We start from the raw sequence: 15,902 nt of genomic DNA on the forward strand, positions 1-15,902 counted from the left end.
CAGTGGATGTGGTATCCGGAAAAGTGATGACCGTGGCCTGTTTTAGATACGTGCAAGAGTTTCTTCAACGGCTGCAGCGATAGTGCGTACACGTAGAACTTTCGGATTCAGAATTGGTGGTGTATCCGCACCTACGAGGATGACGTCGGTGCTGTGGTCATGTATGAGGGTTGTGACAAGTTTTTCACATGCTGTCCCGCGTCCTGTGACGACAGCGATACGCACATCATGGTTTTGCATGTATGTTGCTATTCGGTCGCATACTTCTGTCCCGCCGTGATTTCCTGTGGACATAATTGCCGTGGGGTGTTCTCGCCATTGTAAAGCTACTCCCATGACATGAGCTGCCAAGGAGTGTTCTTCATCTGTGAGGATAAGGATTCCTACTGTGTTTTCTTGGTCTGTTGAGGTGGTGGGGCGTTGGTCTGATATTTCGGTGAGGACTTGGAGAACTGCAAGTGTCAAGAGGGCCGAGGGTGCGTATCCTGGTTTTTCGCCTTCGGTGGAGGCTCTGATGGATTCAAGTGCCGGTTCAAGTAAATGTGTCCATGTGTAGACGAGGCCGTGGGTTGCTATCGCATTTTCTAGTAGGCGTATAAGGGTTTCTGCGCGCCCTCCTTGTGCAGCGGCAAGTATGTCGTCGCAATGTGATGGCACGGGAAGTTCACGCGTGTTTTCACGTGTTTTCGCGGGGGTTTCGCCTCGTACAATAGCTGCGGCTTCAGCCGTAGGAACTCCTGCGTGAATTAATTCGACCATGTGAGCAAGGCGCGCAAAATCATCTGGAAGGTAGCGTCGTCGAGTTCCGGATTGGCGTTCTTCGTTTCCAATCCCATATCTGCGTTCCCATGTGCGTAATGTGGAGGGAGATATTCCTAGGCGTACCGACACAGCGGCTACAGTAAGTGGCGCTTGTGGTAATTCTGCGGCCACGAGCTGTGCCTTAGGCATATTTGCTCCTTTTCACTGCGTGCTGATATGCGCAAAAATGACGCACTTTCTGTTCTTCGTGCGCGCATTACTTGTGCATTGCTTTTCTTCGATTGTCGTACCCTCAGCCTTTTTGCGCCACCGGAAGATGTGTTTTTCTTCTTTTCGCCCAGTTTCAGTGCTTTGTGGAGTCTTTTTCTTTATTGAACTGTAACTTTCATAGATATTTTCTTTCAGTGTTTTCTCAGCTTTCTCTCTTTTCCTGAGAGTTTCAGGAGAATTTATGACACGGTCTTGAACAACATATGCACAGTTACGTAGAATGGTGGATAGCAAGATGAAGGAACATTCTTCATCATCAATTGTTCACTTGTAGGAAATGAGGACCCATGACTGATGTCTCGCGACTACCCGGCCCTATGATGGAGGTTTGGGAGTGGCAGTACCAAGGGGCCTGCCGCGACCTAGATACGGAAATGTTTTTCCATCCTGAAGGCGAACGAGGCTCCACTCGCCGCCGTCGTGCTGAAGCAGCGAAGGCCATATGCGCCACATGCCCTGTTCTTGAACAATGCCGCCAATATGCCCTTGCAGCACAAGAGCCTTATGGCATTTGGGGTGGCATGACCGAAGAAGAACGTCGAGAAGCTGTTCGAGGCACTGCTCGACGTCGCGCCTCCTAAAAACCGTCCACCAATTGCGTCGTCACAGCAGTGATGACGCTTTTATTATCCTTGGGCACTCATCATAGGGATTAAGGCATCAATGAGGGATATCCCCTATATCTACAGATACTTTCATACAAAAGATGTCGGCCCTCTATTTTCATACTATTTTTTGATATATAGGTGAAGATTTTCTTTTTCTCATTACGAAAGCAAGGTTATGACACTTCCCAACTCCCCTACAGTTTCCACTGCCTCACCTCGTTCTGAGCGTAACCCACTTGTCCTTATCATGGCTTTGCTTTTGCTCATTGTTGCCACTCTTTTAATCGTGGTAACGGTAATATTGGTTCGTGACCGCTCGCTAGCCCAGCCGCCACAATCTGCCGTCGAAATGACGCAAAGTGAAGCGGGCTCCCCCACTGCGCAAAAACCTCAGTCCACGCAAACACAAGCGCAGACATCACATGAGGAAGTCGCACCCGCACATACCGATTCTGAAGCTCTGGCAATTATCCGAGCAGAACCTCACCGTGATCCCACAGACGGTCAGGCTAAAGGCTCTGTTGATGCTCCCGTTGTCCTTGTCTTATATTCGGATTTCGGCTGCCCCTATTGCACGCTTTTTGCTAAAGAAATACAGCCTCAGCTCAATGACCTTATCGACAATGGAACACTTCGTGTCGAATGGCGTGATCTGGCGCAGGTCACACAAACCTCACCTCTTGCAGCACAGGCTGGTCGCGCCGCAGCTTCACAAGGTCGTTTCTGGGAATTCCATGACGCTGTTTATGCGGCTGCAGGACCATCTGAGCACCCTGAATATACTGAAAGTAAACTCATCGACTTTGCTCGCGCAGCAGGGGTTCCTGATATTGAAGCATTCACAGCTGAAATGACCAGTCAAGCTACTGTGCAGGCAGTGCAAAAAAGCCGTGAACACGCGTACTCCATCGGCGTGAAAGGAACGCCTTTCGCTTTCATTGGTGACTCTGTTATCAGCGGCTACCGCGATATAGCCTACATTCGGAATACGATCACTGAGTACGCGAAGCAAGCTGCTCGCTAAGGATGCTCTCGTTATGGTGACACTTCCCGCATGGGCGGCTTTTTGCGGAGGAATCCTCACACTTTTCGCACCCTGCTCTGTGATGGTCCTTCCTGCGTTTTTTGCTTACGCTTTTACTTCTCGTACTACCCTGCTGCTTCGTACCGCTATTTTCTGGGCGGGTCTTTTAACTGCTTTGTTGCCTTTAGCTGTTCTTTCTGGTTCCGTTGGCTCAGCATTTCACGCTCACAGTCATCAAATTGTGGTTGCAGCTGCTGGGCTCATTATCGTCCTTGCTTTTTTGCAGATTTTCTCTGTTGAATTTCATTCACCTGTCAGGTTTTTTCGCTCACTTTGGATGAAATACCATCGAGGTTTACCTCGCTTTTCTACATCTGGTGCTCATTCATTGTCGGTGTCGCCTGCTTCAGTCCAACTGGATGAAAAGTCTATTTCAGCCAGAACAGGCAAACTTTTTACGCCGACTTCTGCCGTTTTTACTTCTAGAAGCCATAGACTCCGTTCCACAGATGATTCAGCAAACCCTCTGGCAGTGTACTTGCTGGGTATTACTTACGGTGTAGCAGGTGTAGGCTGCGCTGGCCCTATTCTTGGAGCTGTTCTTTTGGGCGCAGGCTTAGGAGGCTCGCTCCTATCAGCACTGTGGCTCATGTTTCTTTACGGGAGCGGCATGTGCCTTCCGCTGCTGCTTCTTGCGATCGTGTGGCGCTCGTGTGAAAAGTGGATGCGCCCTTTGCTGCATCCTCGTCCTGTAAAACTTTTGGGACGTTGGACAACGTGGACACATATTATCTCCGGCCTATTTTTCTTGTTTTTAGGCGTATCGCTGATCTGGGGCGGTTTATGGCTTCCTTTTCAGCATTTCTTTAGTTCTTCTGCTCTCGCAGATCTTGAAAGCCGTACGATCGAGGTTTTCTCCCTCATTCCCTGGTGGCTTCCTGTTGGTATTGTCGTCATCTTAGCAGTGGGCATATATGCGTTACGGCGTTATCTGCGAGTAGGAAAATAGGAGGCCCACCTGTCAATAAACAGGTAGGCCTTCTGGGTCCTTTCGGTGTACGTATGAGTACACCGTGATGGATAAGCTCAGCGCTCGACGATTGCGAGTACGTCACGAGCGGAAAGGATCTGGTATTCCTCCCCTTCGTACTTGACTTCTGTGCCACCGTAACGGCTATAAATAACAGTGTCACCAATCTTGACATCTACAGGAACACGGTTTCCGTTATCGTCAACGCGGCCGGGACCAACAGCGATAACTTCACCTTCCTGCGGCTTTTCCTTGGCTGTGTCAGGCAAAACTAAACCTGAAGCGGTGGTGCGTTCAGCTTCAAGCTGACGAATAACAATACGGTCTTCAAGGGGCTTAATGGTGATCGACATTGTCGTCACTCCTTCTTACAACGGAAAGACATTACTGCTCTCTGTCTGCCGTCGCGGGGGTCAGACCCAGAGCCTTCCGCGATCATGTCGCGTTCAGGTCCCAGCTTAGAACCGCATTGGCACTCAAGCAAGCCGAGTGCCAATTTCAGTGGTAAATATATCGTCTATATCAACATTTCATGTTTCCAGATGATTTTTTACGTAAAGTATGCTGCCCACATTCTTCATACGCCGATTCACTCATATCGCCTTGTATTTCTTTTCCCCACCTGTCAAGGCTATTTCATCAATATTTACCAGAAACACTGTAATTTGGGTGTATTTGCACTCAATTGCCTCATTTCTCCCAGTATCCGCCTTCCAAAGGATCATGGGACAATAACAGCATGGATACGTCGCTTCGCCTCATCTTGGACTCCCCTGCCTGGGAAATACTGCAAGCATGGGAAAAACGCCCCGAACGACGCACCCTTGACTCACTTTCTTTAAGCACCGCTTTACGTTCCCAAGGTGTAACACCTCACGTCGCTTCCGCTATCCTCCAGCAACTTGACCTACGCGAAGCGGCAGAAAGAAAATTTGGTTCTTTAGCTCGTCATATGGTTTTCACCCGCGAAGGACTCGAACAAGCCTCACGTTTATCTGTTGCTACAACTCACGCGCAACGTTTTCACCGTGCCGGAGTCACTTATCTTGCCGATTTAGGCTGCGGTATCGGCACTGAATCTTTAACGGCAGCCGGCCTTGGAATCCGCACATTCAGCCTTGATATTGATGAGGACTCAGCGGCAGCCGCAGCAGCAAATCTACGAGATTTCCCTGAGTCTGAAGTGCTATGTGGCGATGTTTTACAACTGGAGATGAGTGATCTTATCGCTCGTGGCGTAAACGCTATCTTTGCTGATCCTGCACGTCGAAGCGGCCTACACAAAGGCAATACTCGTATTCAGGATCCTGAACACTGGGCCCCTCCTTTATCTACGGTGCTCTCGTGGACTCAGTACATTCCGGCTCTTGGTGTCAAAGTAGCCCCCGGAATCGCATATGAGGTACTTCCCGCAGATTTTCATGTCCAGTGGACAAGCGTAGACGGTCAGCTTGTTGAGGCAGCTCTATGGTCACCTCCTCTTGCAATAGAAGGCCCTGGTCGCAGTGCGCAAATTATCCGAGAGCAGACCATACACATTGTCACAGATCCTCATGCTCATACCCCATGCGATCCGATCACTCCTGCACCTGTTGGACCGCTTAGCCGGTTCATCATGGAACCCGATGATGCGATAATCCGCAGCGGCACTATTTCCGCTATCGCAGATCAATACAACCTGCACCTCATTGATTCACGTATCGCTTACCTTACAGGCGATACATATACACCCAGCCCGTTTTATTCAGCTTTCGAGGTACACGACGTCACCGCGCTCCGCCCTAAACAGATTTCTGCAGCACTGCGTCATTTAGATGCTGGCTACGTTGAAATCAAGAAACGCGGAGCCGATATTTCACCTGAGGTCTTACGTCGACAGCTCAAACTCACTGGAAGTACGCCCGCTGTTGTCATTGCCACGCGCATCCAAGGACAACATCGCGCAATCATTGGTCGCCGCGTTTGCTGAAAATATTCCCCCAGTGACAGCACTGGTTTTTACTGTGATGCCTGTGTGAGGACCATTGCTGAATCTGGTGAAAAATCAGCAGGTGAAGGACGTACTCCTGCCCGCAGTAGTTCCGATCCCATAGCAGCAATCTGTGCGCCGTTATCTGTACAAAAACGTAACGGAGGCATACGTACTTCAATTCCTGCGGCCTGAGCACGTTCCAAAAGAAGTTCACGTAAACGCGAATTTGCACTAAAACCACCGCCCACGACAATTGTGGAGCATTCATGGTCAATAGCTGCACGCACAGCTTTTGCTGTTAATGAATCATTTACTGCTTCAGAAAACGCGGCGCATACATCAGCCGTATTTACGTGTTCTCCTGCCGCTGTCGCACCCTCAACATAACGAGCGACAGCAGTTTTTAAGCCAGAAAAACTGAAATCATATTTATGGCGTTCTTTATCTTTTCCTGCAGCTAAACCACGTGGAAAACGTAGTGCAGAAACATTGCCTTCGCGTGAAAGGCGATCCACATGCGGACCTCCTGGATACGGTAAGCCCAACAAACGCCCTACTTTATCGAATGCTTCACCAGCAGCATCATCTAAAGTGCCGCCGAGTTCTTGCACATCAGTGGCAATATCACGAACAAGCAGAAGATTCGAGTGCCCACCAGAAACTACCAGACCAATAAATTTTTCAGGTAAAGGCCCATCAACTAATTTGTCAACAGCAAGGTGCCCAAGAACATGGTTCACACCGTAAATGGGTTTATTCAGAGCAAAAGCCAGACTTTTAGCAGCACAAATACCTACTGTTAAGGAGCCCACTAAACCTGGTCCTGCTGCCACAGCAATAGCATCCACATCGGCCAGTGATACCTCGGATTCCTTCAATGCTGATTCTAAGGTCGGCAGGATTGATTCCAAGTGCGCACGTGAAGCAATTTCAGGGATGATACCGCCATAACGTGCATATTCATCCATTGATGTTGCTGTGCGGTCAGCCAGTAGTTCACATCCCCGCACCAGAGCCACTCCTGTTTCATCGCATGTCGATTCAATTCCAAGAACCAGTGGCTGTGCTTTTTCTTTCTCTGAACTCACAGGGGAAATTTTAACCCCTATGGAAGTGGGCCAGCAGTTCCACACAGAAAAGTTGTGAATAATACTCAAGAGAAAGATTCATCAGGGCATGTACAGCATAGTGCCCGCCCCTATGTACAAGGACGGGCACTATATGAAAATGGTGTATGGCACCTGCCATCAGCAGATCACATGCCTGCGAATGTTGCCTTACCGAGCTGGCGGTTCAATGTCGCAATCACATCCAATGGGATTTGCTTAGGACATACGGCCGCGCACTCACCAATATTCGTGCAGGAACCGAAACCTTCCTCATCGTGCTGGTTCAGCATAGCAACCACGCGCTTGAGGTTTTCTGGCTTGCCTTGCGGCAAGAGCTGCAGGTGTGTGACTTTTGCCGAAGTGAACAGCATGGCGGAAGCATTCGGACATGCAGCAACACATGCGCCACAGCCAATACACGCTGCGGCCTCGAATGCACGGTCTGCGTCCTGTTTTGGAACAGGTGTGGCATGGGCATCTGGAGCTGCACCTGTGTTGACGGAAATGTAGCCGCCAGCCTGAATGATGCGATCCAGGGCGCTGCGGTTTACCACAAGGTCCTTAATGATTGGGAAACCTTCAGCTCGCCATGGTTCGATGGTGATGACATCTCCATCGTTGAATGTACGCATGTGTAGCTGACAGGTTGTTGTCACCTCAGGACCGTGAGCGATACCGTCAATGACCAGACCACATTGACCACAGATACCTTCACGGCAGTCTGAATCAAAGGCGATTGGTTCTTCGCCGCGAGCGAAAAGCTCTTCGTTTAATACGTCAAGCATTTCAAGGAACGATGATTCCTCAGAAATCCCGCGGATCTGATATTCGTGCATAGCGCCGGGATCTTCTGGACCGCTCTGACGCCAAATCTTCAGTGTCAAGTTCACTTGTAACTCCGCTGCTTCAGCTCGATGTTGTTGTAAACCAGGTCTTCCTTGTGCAAAACAGGAGGTTGGCTTTCACCAGTCCACTCCCATGCTGCGACGTACAGGAACTTGTCGTCGTGACGCAGGGCCTCCCCTTCAGGAGTTTGCGACTCGGCGCGGAAGTGCCCACCGCAGGATTCTTCACGGTGCAAGGCATCAATACACATTAATTCGCCTAATTCCATGAAGTCAGCAACACGGCCTGCTTTTTCTAGGGATTGGTTGAGTTCACCGACCGATTTACCCGGTACGCGAACATTTACCCAGAATTCTTCACGGAGCTGACGAATCAGGCCAATGGCTTTCTTCAGGCCTTCTTCGGTACGTTCCATACCGCAGTATTCCCACATGATGTTTCCCAGTTCCTTGTGGAATGAGTCCACTGAACGGTTACCATCAACAGCCATCAAACGGTCAATACGGGCCTGAGCCTCAGCTTTTGCTGCGAGGACATCTTCCGAATTGTTATCCAAACGAGGCAAAGAAAATGCGTGAGCCAGATAGTCATTGATGGTGTTAGGCAAAACGAAGTAGCCATCTGACAGACCTTGCATCAGCGCAGAAGCACCTAAACGGTTGGCACCGTGATCTGAGAAGTTTGCTTCACCTGTCACATACAGGCCAGGTAGGTTAGATTCAAGATCGTAGTCAACCCACAAGCCACCCATTGTGTAGTGAACCGCAGGGTAGATACGCATAGGCGTCTCATACGGGTTATCACCTGTAATGCGTTCATACATGTCAAAGAGGTTGCCGTACTTCGCAGAAACAGCGTCACGTCCCATACGACCAATTGCTTCAGCAAAGTCGAGGTACACGCCGCGAGCAACGCCGTCAATCTTCGGACCAACGCCTCGGCCTTCGTCGCACATATTCTTTGCTTGACGTGAAGCGATATCACGAGGAACGAGGTTACCGAAAGCCGGATAGATGCGCTCAAGGTAGTAATCGCGATCTTCTTCTGGAATATCACGTGGATCTTTTTCGCAATCCTCAGCCTTCTTGGGCACCCAAATACGACCGTCGTTACGCAGGGATTCCGACATCAAAGTGAGCTTTGACTGCTGATCGCCGTGCTGTGGAATACAGGTCGGGTGAATCTGCGTGAAGCAGGGGTTACCGAACCATGCGCCCTTACGGTGTGCACGCCAAATTGCTGTCGCGTTACATCCCATTGCGTTGGTGGACAGGAAGAACACGTTGCCGTAACCGCCTGAGGCCAGCACAACCGCGTCAGCCACATAGGTTTCCAGTTCGCCTGTGGTCATGTTGCGAGCAACGATTCCTCGGGCGCGCCCATCAGAAACAATGAGTTCAACCATTTCGTGACGGGAATGTTCTGTCACTGTTCCAGCGGCAACTTGACGTTCAAGTGCTTGATAAGCACCGATGAGGAGTTGTTGCCCTGTCTGGCCGCGCGCGTAAAAAGTACGTGAAACCTGAACGCCACCAAATGAACGGTTATCTAATAAGCCACCGTATTCACGGGCAAATGGAACACCTTGAGCAACACATTGGTCAATGATGTTCGCACTTACTTCAGCTAAACGGTACACATTTGTTTCACGTGCACGGTAGTCACCGCCCTTTACGGTGTCGTAGAACAGGCGGTACACGGAGTCGTTGTCGTTGCGGTAATTCTTGGCTGCATTGATACCGCCCTGCGCAGCAATTGAGTGTGCGCGGCGAGCAGAATCCTGATAGAAGAATACGTCAACGTTGTATCCCATTTCACCTAAGGAGGCCGCAGCAGCGCCTCCAGCTAAGCCTGAGCCAACAATGATGACACGCAGCTTACGGCGGTTAGCGGGATTAACGAGGGCCGCAGAGAATTTACGTTGTTCCCAGCACTGTGACAATGGAACATCCAGCGGCGCTTTATGATCGACGGCGGGCTCGCCTTCACGGTAGAAGCCCTTGATTAAGGTGTCAGTCATATACGATCACCCTTTCTCAGCGTATGAAGCCGACGGCGATGGCTAACGGCGGTAAAGCAAACATCGCGAAGATGAGAACACCGATGAGGCCAGAGACAACGACCATAAATTTACGTGTTCCTGAACGAACCCATCCAAGGGATTGGAATGCCGACCAGAAACCGTGAGCGACGTGCAGACATGCCGCTGCCACAAAAACGAGGTACACGATCACCATGAAAGGATTCTGGAATGCCGCAACCATACGCTCATACGGTGTGGAATCGGCGGTGAATCCCGTGCGAATTGTCCCTGTGGTGAAGTGAAGAATATGGAAAATGATGAGCCCTAGCAGCAAAACTGCTGTGACACGCATCGTACGTGCTGCATAGGCATCAGCGGCATTTTTCTTTACGCGGTACGGAGTACGACGAGCTCGACGTGAACGTTTCCATGTAATCGCAGCAGCAGCGACGTGAATAACGAGCATCAGCATCATTGCTGCGCGGAATACCCAAATAAAACCTCCGTGCGGGAAGATTGGGTACAGCGCGTCGTGCTTCAGCCATTCAGCATAATGATCGTATGCCTCTTGACCGAGGAACATCTTAAGGTTTCCATACGAGTGGAAAAGCAAGAAAAAGACGAAGACAAGTCCTGAGACAGCCATGAGTTGCTTAACAAACACCGTGGTTGTCCATGCGCGACGTTTCTTCGTTGCGACAGTTTGTGTGGCCATGTATCCACCCTAAAGGCTCCGTACTCATCCCTGCTGGGACTCGGGACCTGTTTCGCACACGGTGTCAAAAAAATAGTATTTTTTCGGCTTTATTCCGCCATTTTCGTAACACGACTTTTTCTAGTGTTTTTCTTCGCATTTTCAATTTCGTCATCATTAACGAAAGGTATTAACTAACATTGTTTTTGCTTATCTAGCCTGAAGACTTCGCAAGCAACTTTACCTAACAAAAGTTTTCCTTGTCTTAGTCACGTTTTCCACGTTTCGTCGCATTTTCCTCGCATATAAAAAATGTTGCTTTTCCCCTACCATACGCGCAGTATTCACACGTTTGAGGCAGGTTTACTCCCCGACAGCGCATCTTTACGCATAGTGAGGGCGTCCTCCCGAGGATAACGAAAATAATTTTTCACACGTCCTATAGGGAAAAATCCATGACGCTCATACATGTGGATAGCGCCCACATTAGATTCACGTACTTCCAAAAAGATTCGCTGTGCTCCTTCATCCAGTGCAACAGCAAGTACATCAGACATTAAGGCGTGACCCACACCAGTCCCTCGAAATTGTTCTCGCACACCAATCGTCATCACATCCGCATCAATACCAATGGATATCCCCGCCCAACCTGCTAATACGCTCCCTAAAAAAGCCCCAACATAATAGCGGTGCGGTGAAGATAACTCCTGCTCAATCATTGAGTAAGTCCATGGATCCTCAGCAAAAACCTCACATTCACAGGCATAAACAGTTTCACAATCAGCTACCCCTAACCTGTGATACTCATAGGATGGAGTTACCATTTGATTTAGCCGCGCATGATCGCCATTTATCGGCATTATTTTTCCTTTATTCCGAGCAATTGCAGTACCTGCGCACGTATCTACATGCGCTCAGCTGCCTGCCCATGAATATCTGGACGACGTAAATACAATGGCTCAGTCCCCACACGTTCCATATCACCTTGAGCCAAACGAGAACGCACAATACGGACCATAACCGCCGGATCAATCGGAGCAAGAGGACCCCGCGCAATCCCGAGGAGCGCATCTGCCGAGTGAGCGGGAACTTCCCCTTCACATACCAGTAGAGCAGAAGGTTCATGAAGTTGAGATACAAGCATCTGAGCTGATCCCACCTCTATATTGCCTTCACAGAACACGTCATCTGGCCCATCAGCTCGATACATACCCCAGTACAATTCACGACGACGAGCATCAGAAATAGCCACCACTGTTTCGTTCTGAGGTAAAAGATCCAAAGCGGCACGGGCCATCACATCAAGCGAAGGGACACCGTACACCGGCACTTTCAGTGAGTAAGCTAAAACACGCGCACTGACCAAACCGGCACGTAAACCAGTAAAAGGCGCTGGCCCTGTACCTACAAGCACAGCCTCAATACCGCAGTCCCCTGTCCCCGCATGAAGGGAAGGAATACCAGCTTCTTCCACAACAGAATGAATCATCGGGATAATTGTTTCCACGTGATGACGTGCCGACTGCGAACGCGCACGAGCAACAGTCTGACCATCACGAACAACAGCTACTGATGTCACAGAAGAAGTGTCAAGGCACAGATATAACACGATTGATTCCTCTTAAATAGTCAAAGTCTGAGTGAAATATACACTGTGCAGGCAGTGTCGCTACCGTCAAGGCTCAAAACGAAAAACCATAGCGCGGCACTATGCACGAAAGTAAAGGCAATGACAGATCACAAGTTCTTAACTCGCGGATCCTGACATTCCTTGTTGGTAAAGAAAATCTGCTCGGGCACGTAGAGCCTCAAAAATACCATCCCAACGAGTCCCATGAGCGGTAAAAACAATGCGACGCTGCCCATCATCCATCGTTTCTAAATCAATCACATTGTGGTCATCACATTGCACATATCCACCTGTTGCGCGTTCAACATCTATTTCTAAACGTTCAGAGGATAAAGCTTCAGTTTTCCCTTCACCCCATTCCACAACAGTGACAGATTCATCAAGTGTGGAATCAAGATCTAAAGTTTCAAGATCGTCAAGATCACGAATACGGTACGCGTCTGCGTGAATCAAAGCAGGCCCTTCCCCTAAAGGAGGGTGCAGTCGGGCAACAATGAAAGTGGGAGAAGCAACCTGTCCACGTATATTCATACCGTGGCCGATTCCTTGAGTGAATGTGGTTTTACCTGCGCCTAGGCCACCTCGCAGCATAATCAAATCACCTGCACGTACACACTCACCGAGCGCTTGGCCTAATGCGCGTGTCATGTCGGCGTTATGCGTATGACAAACGAATTTCTCCATTATTTTTCCTTCTCACACAAGATCGTATTGGGCGTTCTCGCAGGTTTGTTCACTATCGGTCCAATGCCGTCGCAGTCGTTCACCAACACGAGTAACCACCTCATAATTGATGGTGGAAGCTGCCTGCGCCCATTCATCAGCGCTTGGTTCTCCACGGGTTGCATCACCAATCACAATTGCCGTATTCCCTACCTGAGCAGGCGGTAAGGTATCAGCAGTAACCGGCCCAAGATCAATAATGAACTGGTCCATGCAAATACGTCCCACGACAGGTGCTCGCACGGGGCCGCGGTCCGTGCGCACAATCACGTAAGCCCCTGGGGATGAGGCTCGAAGCACCCCATCTGCGTATCCTATCGGCACTAAACCGAGCCATCGATCCGTTTGGGTGCGCGCAGTACCACCGTAAGAAATAGGGCGGTCGTATGCCACTTTTTTAACCGAGGTAAGCGGAGCGCTGATACGCATTGCCGGGTGTAAACCAAGTTCGTGTGAGGAGGCAACATCAGGGTCAGGACTTAAACCGTATATGCCTATTCCTGCACGTACCATGTCGAGGTGAGTCTCGGGATGCCACAAAATACCAGCAGTAGCTGCTGCATGACGTATCTGTGGGTGGAGTCCTTCTTTTTCGAGGATGCTCAGGCCTTCAGCAAAAATTTTCATATGTTCCGCTGTGGAGGCACGACCTGCCTCACTCATATCATCTGCACGTGAAAGGTGAGTCCATGCTCCGATGAGTTCCACGTGACCTTTGTGGAGAGATTCATGTACAGATTGAGCCAGCAGGAGAAGATCTTCAATTGTGGAGCCTGCACGTGACATTCCTGTGTCAATCTTGACGTGAATACGAGCAGGAGTCGCGCATCGTATTGCTGCTTCAACAATTTCTTCTAAAACCCATGTCCACGATACTGCGAGGTCAATATCGGATGTAATGAGCGGTACCCAATCTGTTGCAGGTGGGGCAATCCATGTCAAAATCCGAGCTTTGTCGCGTGAAATCCCCAGTTCATCCAATCCGCGTCGTAATTCCAGTGCTTCACTTACTTGAGCCACTCCAAACCATGACGCTCCAGCTTCTAAAGCGGCCACGGCCACCGGAATAAGGCCATGACCGTAGGCATTACCTTTCACGATAGCCATGAATTGTGACTGCGGGGCTAGGCGTTGTAGCGCGCGCACATTGTGACGAATAGCTGCAAGGTCGACACTGACGCTGGCTGGGTGTAATTCTGTGCGAGTACTTCCAGTTTCTTGCTGGTCAGATTCTTGCTGCTCAAAGAATGAGGAAATCACTGTTCTAGTATTCCACTTTCTGCGTATATGCTCGTGTTTTGCCACTATTTCGCGCCTTTTTCAAAAAATGCCGCCGTGTTTTCCTTTCCTTTATGGGTGAAGTAGCTGCAAACAGGAAGCACGTTATTATGAAAAGTCGTGACGTTTCTTTTTAAGGAATTGTCATGCCGAGTATTTCTCCCAGCAGTTCAGGGACGTATTCAGCAATCTGTTCTGGACGTATTGGGCCACCGTATTTACCTAGCCTTTCAGATATGCGTCGGCCAGATTGCATATGTAGCCACACTGCACCATATACGGCATGTGCGTGTTCCTGTGTCCATCTGTTTTTTCCTGGCACAGCAGGCGTATGCTGCAACGGCACAGGCAAAGAGTGCGGCATATCCTGATGGCTTGATGCAGCGGCAAGAGCAGCGCCAATCATTCCAGCCAGTACATCACCGCTGCCCGCACATGCCATCCATCCTGTTCCTTGAGGAACAATTGCGGGCCTGTTACCGGGGATAACAATAACGGTGGCGGCCCCTTTCATTACGACAGCTGCTTGCGTACATTCAGATAAATATTGTGCTGCTTTAACGGGTGAATGTGTGACATCGGTACTGGTCCATTGATACCCGTAGGCACGTAGCAGTCGTGCTGCTTCTCCTGCGTGTGGTGTCAGCACCCACAGTTTTTCCTGCGTTTTCTTTTGCACATGTTCATTGAGGGTTGGCACATAGTCTAAAGCGCCTGCGTCTATGACGATACTGATACCGTTTAGGGTGGCTTGAGGTATTTTTTCCGCTGTTTCAGCTTTCAGGTCCTCTATCCCCGGGCCTACAACGAGTGCGTGCGTTTTCCCCGGTGTCACAACAATTCCTGGGAAGCGTTGAAGCGTCAGGTTTTGTACTCGTTCTGTTGAATCAAGTCGTACCATACCCGCGCCCATTGCGATGGCCCCGCTGACCGCAAGGATTCCTGCACCTGGGTAGGAGTTTGAACCGGCGATCAGTGAAACGACTCCGCGCGTGTATTTATGGTCGTCATATCTGGGGATACGCAGTGCGTGGTATGCGTGGAAGGGACCGATAATTTCTCCGCATTTTTCTTCGGGTTCTTTTATACCAAGATTAGCAATTTCAAGACTTCCCGCATAGTAGCATGTTGGGGGTTCGATAATTTCTTGGCGAGCACCAATCATTGCGATCGTGTGATTGGCTGGCAGGATAGGATCATGCTCTATTTGGTATCCGCTATAAAGTCCTGAGGGTGTATCCACAGCTACTATATGTGGCCGATGCTGCGTGGCATATATTCGCATAGCAGATATTGCGTAGGCTAACGGTTTGCGGATAGGTCCTCTTAGGCCTGCTCCAAGGATTCCATCAATCCATATGCTTGCACGTAAAGCCACCTGAATATGATCGGGAAATACCTTGCGGACCGTGCAGTGGCTTATATGCGTGTGTTCCTTACGAAAATCATCTGTTTCTTTTGTTGTATTATCAGATATTTCTTTTTGAGGAAACTGCCATTCATTCATATTTGCCGGAATAAGTGTAACTCCCACAGATTCTGCGTGTTTTCGTGCCCGCTGATGCGAGTGCCCCGTAAATTCAATTGCTGTCACTCGATAGCCTTGCTCAGCAAGATATGCACATGCGTATAGGGCGTCTCCCCCGTTATTACCGCCTCCGATAAGCGCGCATATATCCACCTGCGTGTCGGCGCCTAGTTCTTCATCAGTGTTCGCAGTGGATGTTGGGCGGCCTGTTTCTTTCGTCGTATTCCGATCAGGATGGGCTTCATGATAACGATGAACTGCTGAGGCAACTGCGCGAGCAGCACGTCGCATATAGCGGTCAGGATCGTTGAGGGCACGTGCTTGGTCGCAAACGATAGCTTCAGTTTTAGCTATTTGAGCAGCGGTGTAATAGTAAGCACGTGTCATACACCTATTATTCATCGC

15 protein-coding genes are annotated in these 15,902 nt (G+C 49.7%); 4 read left to right on the forward strand and 11 right to left on the reverse strand.

What is annotated here, in order from left to right; all coding sequences use genetic code 11:
• Positions 1 to 42 precede the first annotated feature (42 nt).
• Entirely contained in the window at positions 43 to 951 is a 909-nt protein-coding gene (locus LRP54_RS00940) for a MerR family transcriptional regulator (RefSeq protein ID WP_231234647.1), read from the reverse strand.
• Between the two features lie 368 nt (positions 952 to 1,319).
• Between LRP54_RS00940 and LRP54_RS00945 the strand changes: the two genes are divergently transcribed.
• From LRP54_RS00945 to LRP54_RS00955, 3 genes are all read left to right on the forward strand, one after another.
• Entirely contained in the window at positions 1,320 to 1,613 is a 294-nt protein-coding gene (locus tag LRP54_RS00945; protein ID WP_231205463.1) for a WhiB family transcriptional regulator, read from the forward strand.
• A gap of 202 nt (positions 1,614 to 1,815) precedes the next feature.
• Positions 1,816 to 2,664: a DsbA family protein gene (locus tag LRP54_RS00950; protein ID WP_231234648.1), complete on the forward strand. Its 849-nt coding sequence runs from the start codon at positions 1,816 to 1,818 to the stop codon at positions 2,662 to 2,664.
• A 13-nt stretch (positions 2,665 to 2,677) separates the two neighbouring features.
• Positions 2,678 to 3,673, forward strand: coding sequence for a cytochrome c biogenesis CcdA family protein (locus tag LRP54_RS00955; RefSeq protein WP_231234649.1), 996 nt, complete (start codon positions 2,678 to 2,680; stop codon positions 3,671 to 3,673).
• Between the two features lie 77 nt (positions 3,674 to 3,750).
• Here LRP54_RS00955 and groES read toward each other — a convergent pair whose 3' ends face one another.
• Positions 3,751 to 4,047, reverse strand: coding sequence for a co-chaperone GroES (gene groES, locus LRP54_RS00960; RefSeq protein ID WP_231205466.1), 297 nt, complete (start codon positions 4,045 to 4,047; stop codon positions 3,751 to 3,753).
• A gap of 386 nt (positions 4,048 to 4,433) precedes the next feature.
• On the opposite strand from groES, the gene LRP54_RS00965 reads away from it, so the two are divergent.
• Positions 4,434 to 5,663, forward strand: a complete 1,230-nt coding sequence (locus tag LRP54_RS00965) for a THUMP-like domain-containing protein (protein ID WP_231205467.1) — start codon at positions 4,434 to 4,436, stop codon at positions 5,661 to 5,663.
• A 29-nt stretch (positions 5,664 to 5,692) separates the two neighbouring features.
• Here the strand turns inward: LRP54_RS00965 and tsaD are convergent, their stop codons facing one another.
• The 9 genes from tsaD to LRP54_RS01010 form a co-directional block, all read right to left on the reverse strand.
• The gene (gene tsaD, locus LRP54_RS00970; protein ID WP_231205468.1) at positions 5,693 to 6,754 is read right to left on the reverse strand and encodes a tRNA (adenosine(37)-N6)-threonylcarbamoyltransferase complex transferase subunit TsaD; all 1,062 of its coding nucleotides are present in this window, start codon (positions 6,752 to 6,754) and stop codon (positions 5,693 to 5,695) included.
• 167 nt (positions 6,755 to 6,921) lie between these two features.
• Positions 6,922 to 7,665: a succinate dehydrogenase/fumarate reductase iron-sulfur subunit gene (locus LRP54_RS00975; RefSeq protein WP_231205469.1), complete on the reverse strand. Its 744-nt coding sequence runs from the start codon at positions 7,663 to 7,665 to the stop codon at positions 6,922 to 6,924.
• Positions 7,662 to 9,641, reverse strand: a complete 1,980-nt coding sequence (locus LRP54_RS00980) for a fumarate reductase/succinate dehydrogenase flavoprotein subunit (RefSeq protein WP_231205470.1) — start codon at positions 9,639 to 9,641, stop codon at positions 7,662 to 7,664. The genes LRP54_RS00975 and LRP54_RS00980 overlap by 4 nt, the downstream gene beginning before the upstream one ends.
• A 16-nt stretch (positions 9,642 to 9,657) precedes the next feature.
• A complete protein-coding gene (locus LRP54_RS00985) occupies positions 9,658 to 10,359 on the reverse strand; it encodes a succinate dehydrogenase cytochrome b subunit (protein WP_231205471.1) in 702 nt (233 codons plus the stop codon).
• 323 nt (positions 10,360 to 10,682) lie between these two features.
• The gene (gene rimI, locus LRP54_RS00990) at positions 10,683 to 11,198 is read right to left on the reverse strand and encodes a ribosomal protein S18-alanine N-acetyltransferase (RefSeq protein ID WP_231234650.1); all 516 of its coding nucleotides are present in this window, start codon (positions 11,196 to 11,198) and stop codon (positions 10,683 to 10,685) included.
• A 44-nt stretch (positions 11,199 to 11,242) separates the two neighbouring features.
• Positions 11,243 to 11,947, reverse strand: coding sequence for a tRNA (adenosine(37)-N6)-threonylcarbamoyltransferase complex dimerization subunit type 1 TsaB (tsaB, locus tag LRP54_RS00995; protein ID WP_231205473.1), 705 nt, complete (start codon positions 11,945 to 11,947; stop codon positions 11,243 to 11,245).
• Positions 11,948 to 12,085: 138 nt separating this feature from the next.
• Positions 12,086 to 12,652, reverse strand: coding sequence for a tRNA (adenosine(37)-N6)-threonylcarbamoyltransferase complex ATPase subunit type 1 TsaE (gene tsaE, locus LRP54_RS01000; RefSeq protein WP_231234651.1), 567 nt, complete (start codon positions 12,650 to 12,652; stop codon positions 12,086 to 12,088).
• 12 nt (positions 12,653 to 12,664) lie between these two features.
• Positions 12,665 to 13,951: an alanine racemase gene (gene alr, locus LRP54_RS01005; RefSeq protein ID WP_331274741.1), complete on the reverse strand. Its 1,287-nt coding sequence runs from the start codon at positions 13,949 to 13,951 to the stop codon at positions 12,665 to 12,667.
• 151 nt (positions 13,952 to 14,102) lie between these two features.
• Positions 14,103 to 15,884 (reverse strand): bifunctional ADP-dependent NAD(P)H-hydrate dehydratase/NAD(P)H-hydrate epimerase, encoded by a 1,782-nt coding sequence (locus LRP54_RS01010; protein WP_231205475.1) that lies wholly within the window; start codon positions 15,882 to 15,884, stop codon positions 14,103 to 14,105.
• Between the last annotated feature and the right edge of the window lie 18 nt (positions 15,885 to 15,902).

This window comes from Schaalia sp. lx-100, assembly GCF_021083625.1.
Classification (GTDB): Bacteria; Actinomycetota; Actinomycetes; order Actinomycetales; family Actinomycetaceae; genus Pauljensenia.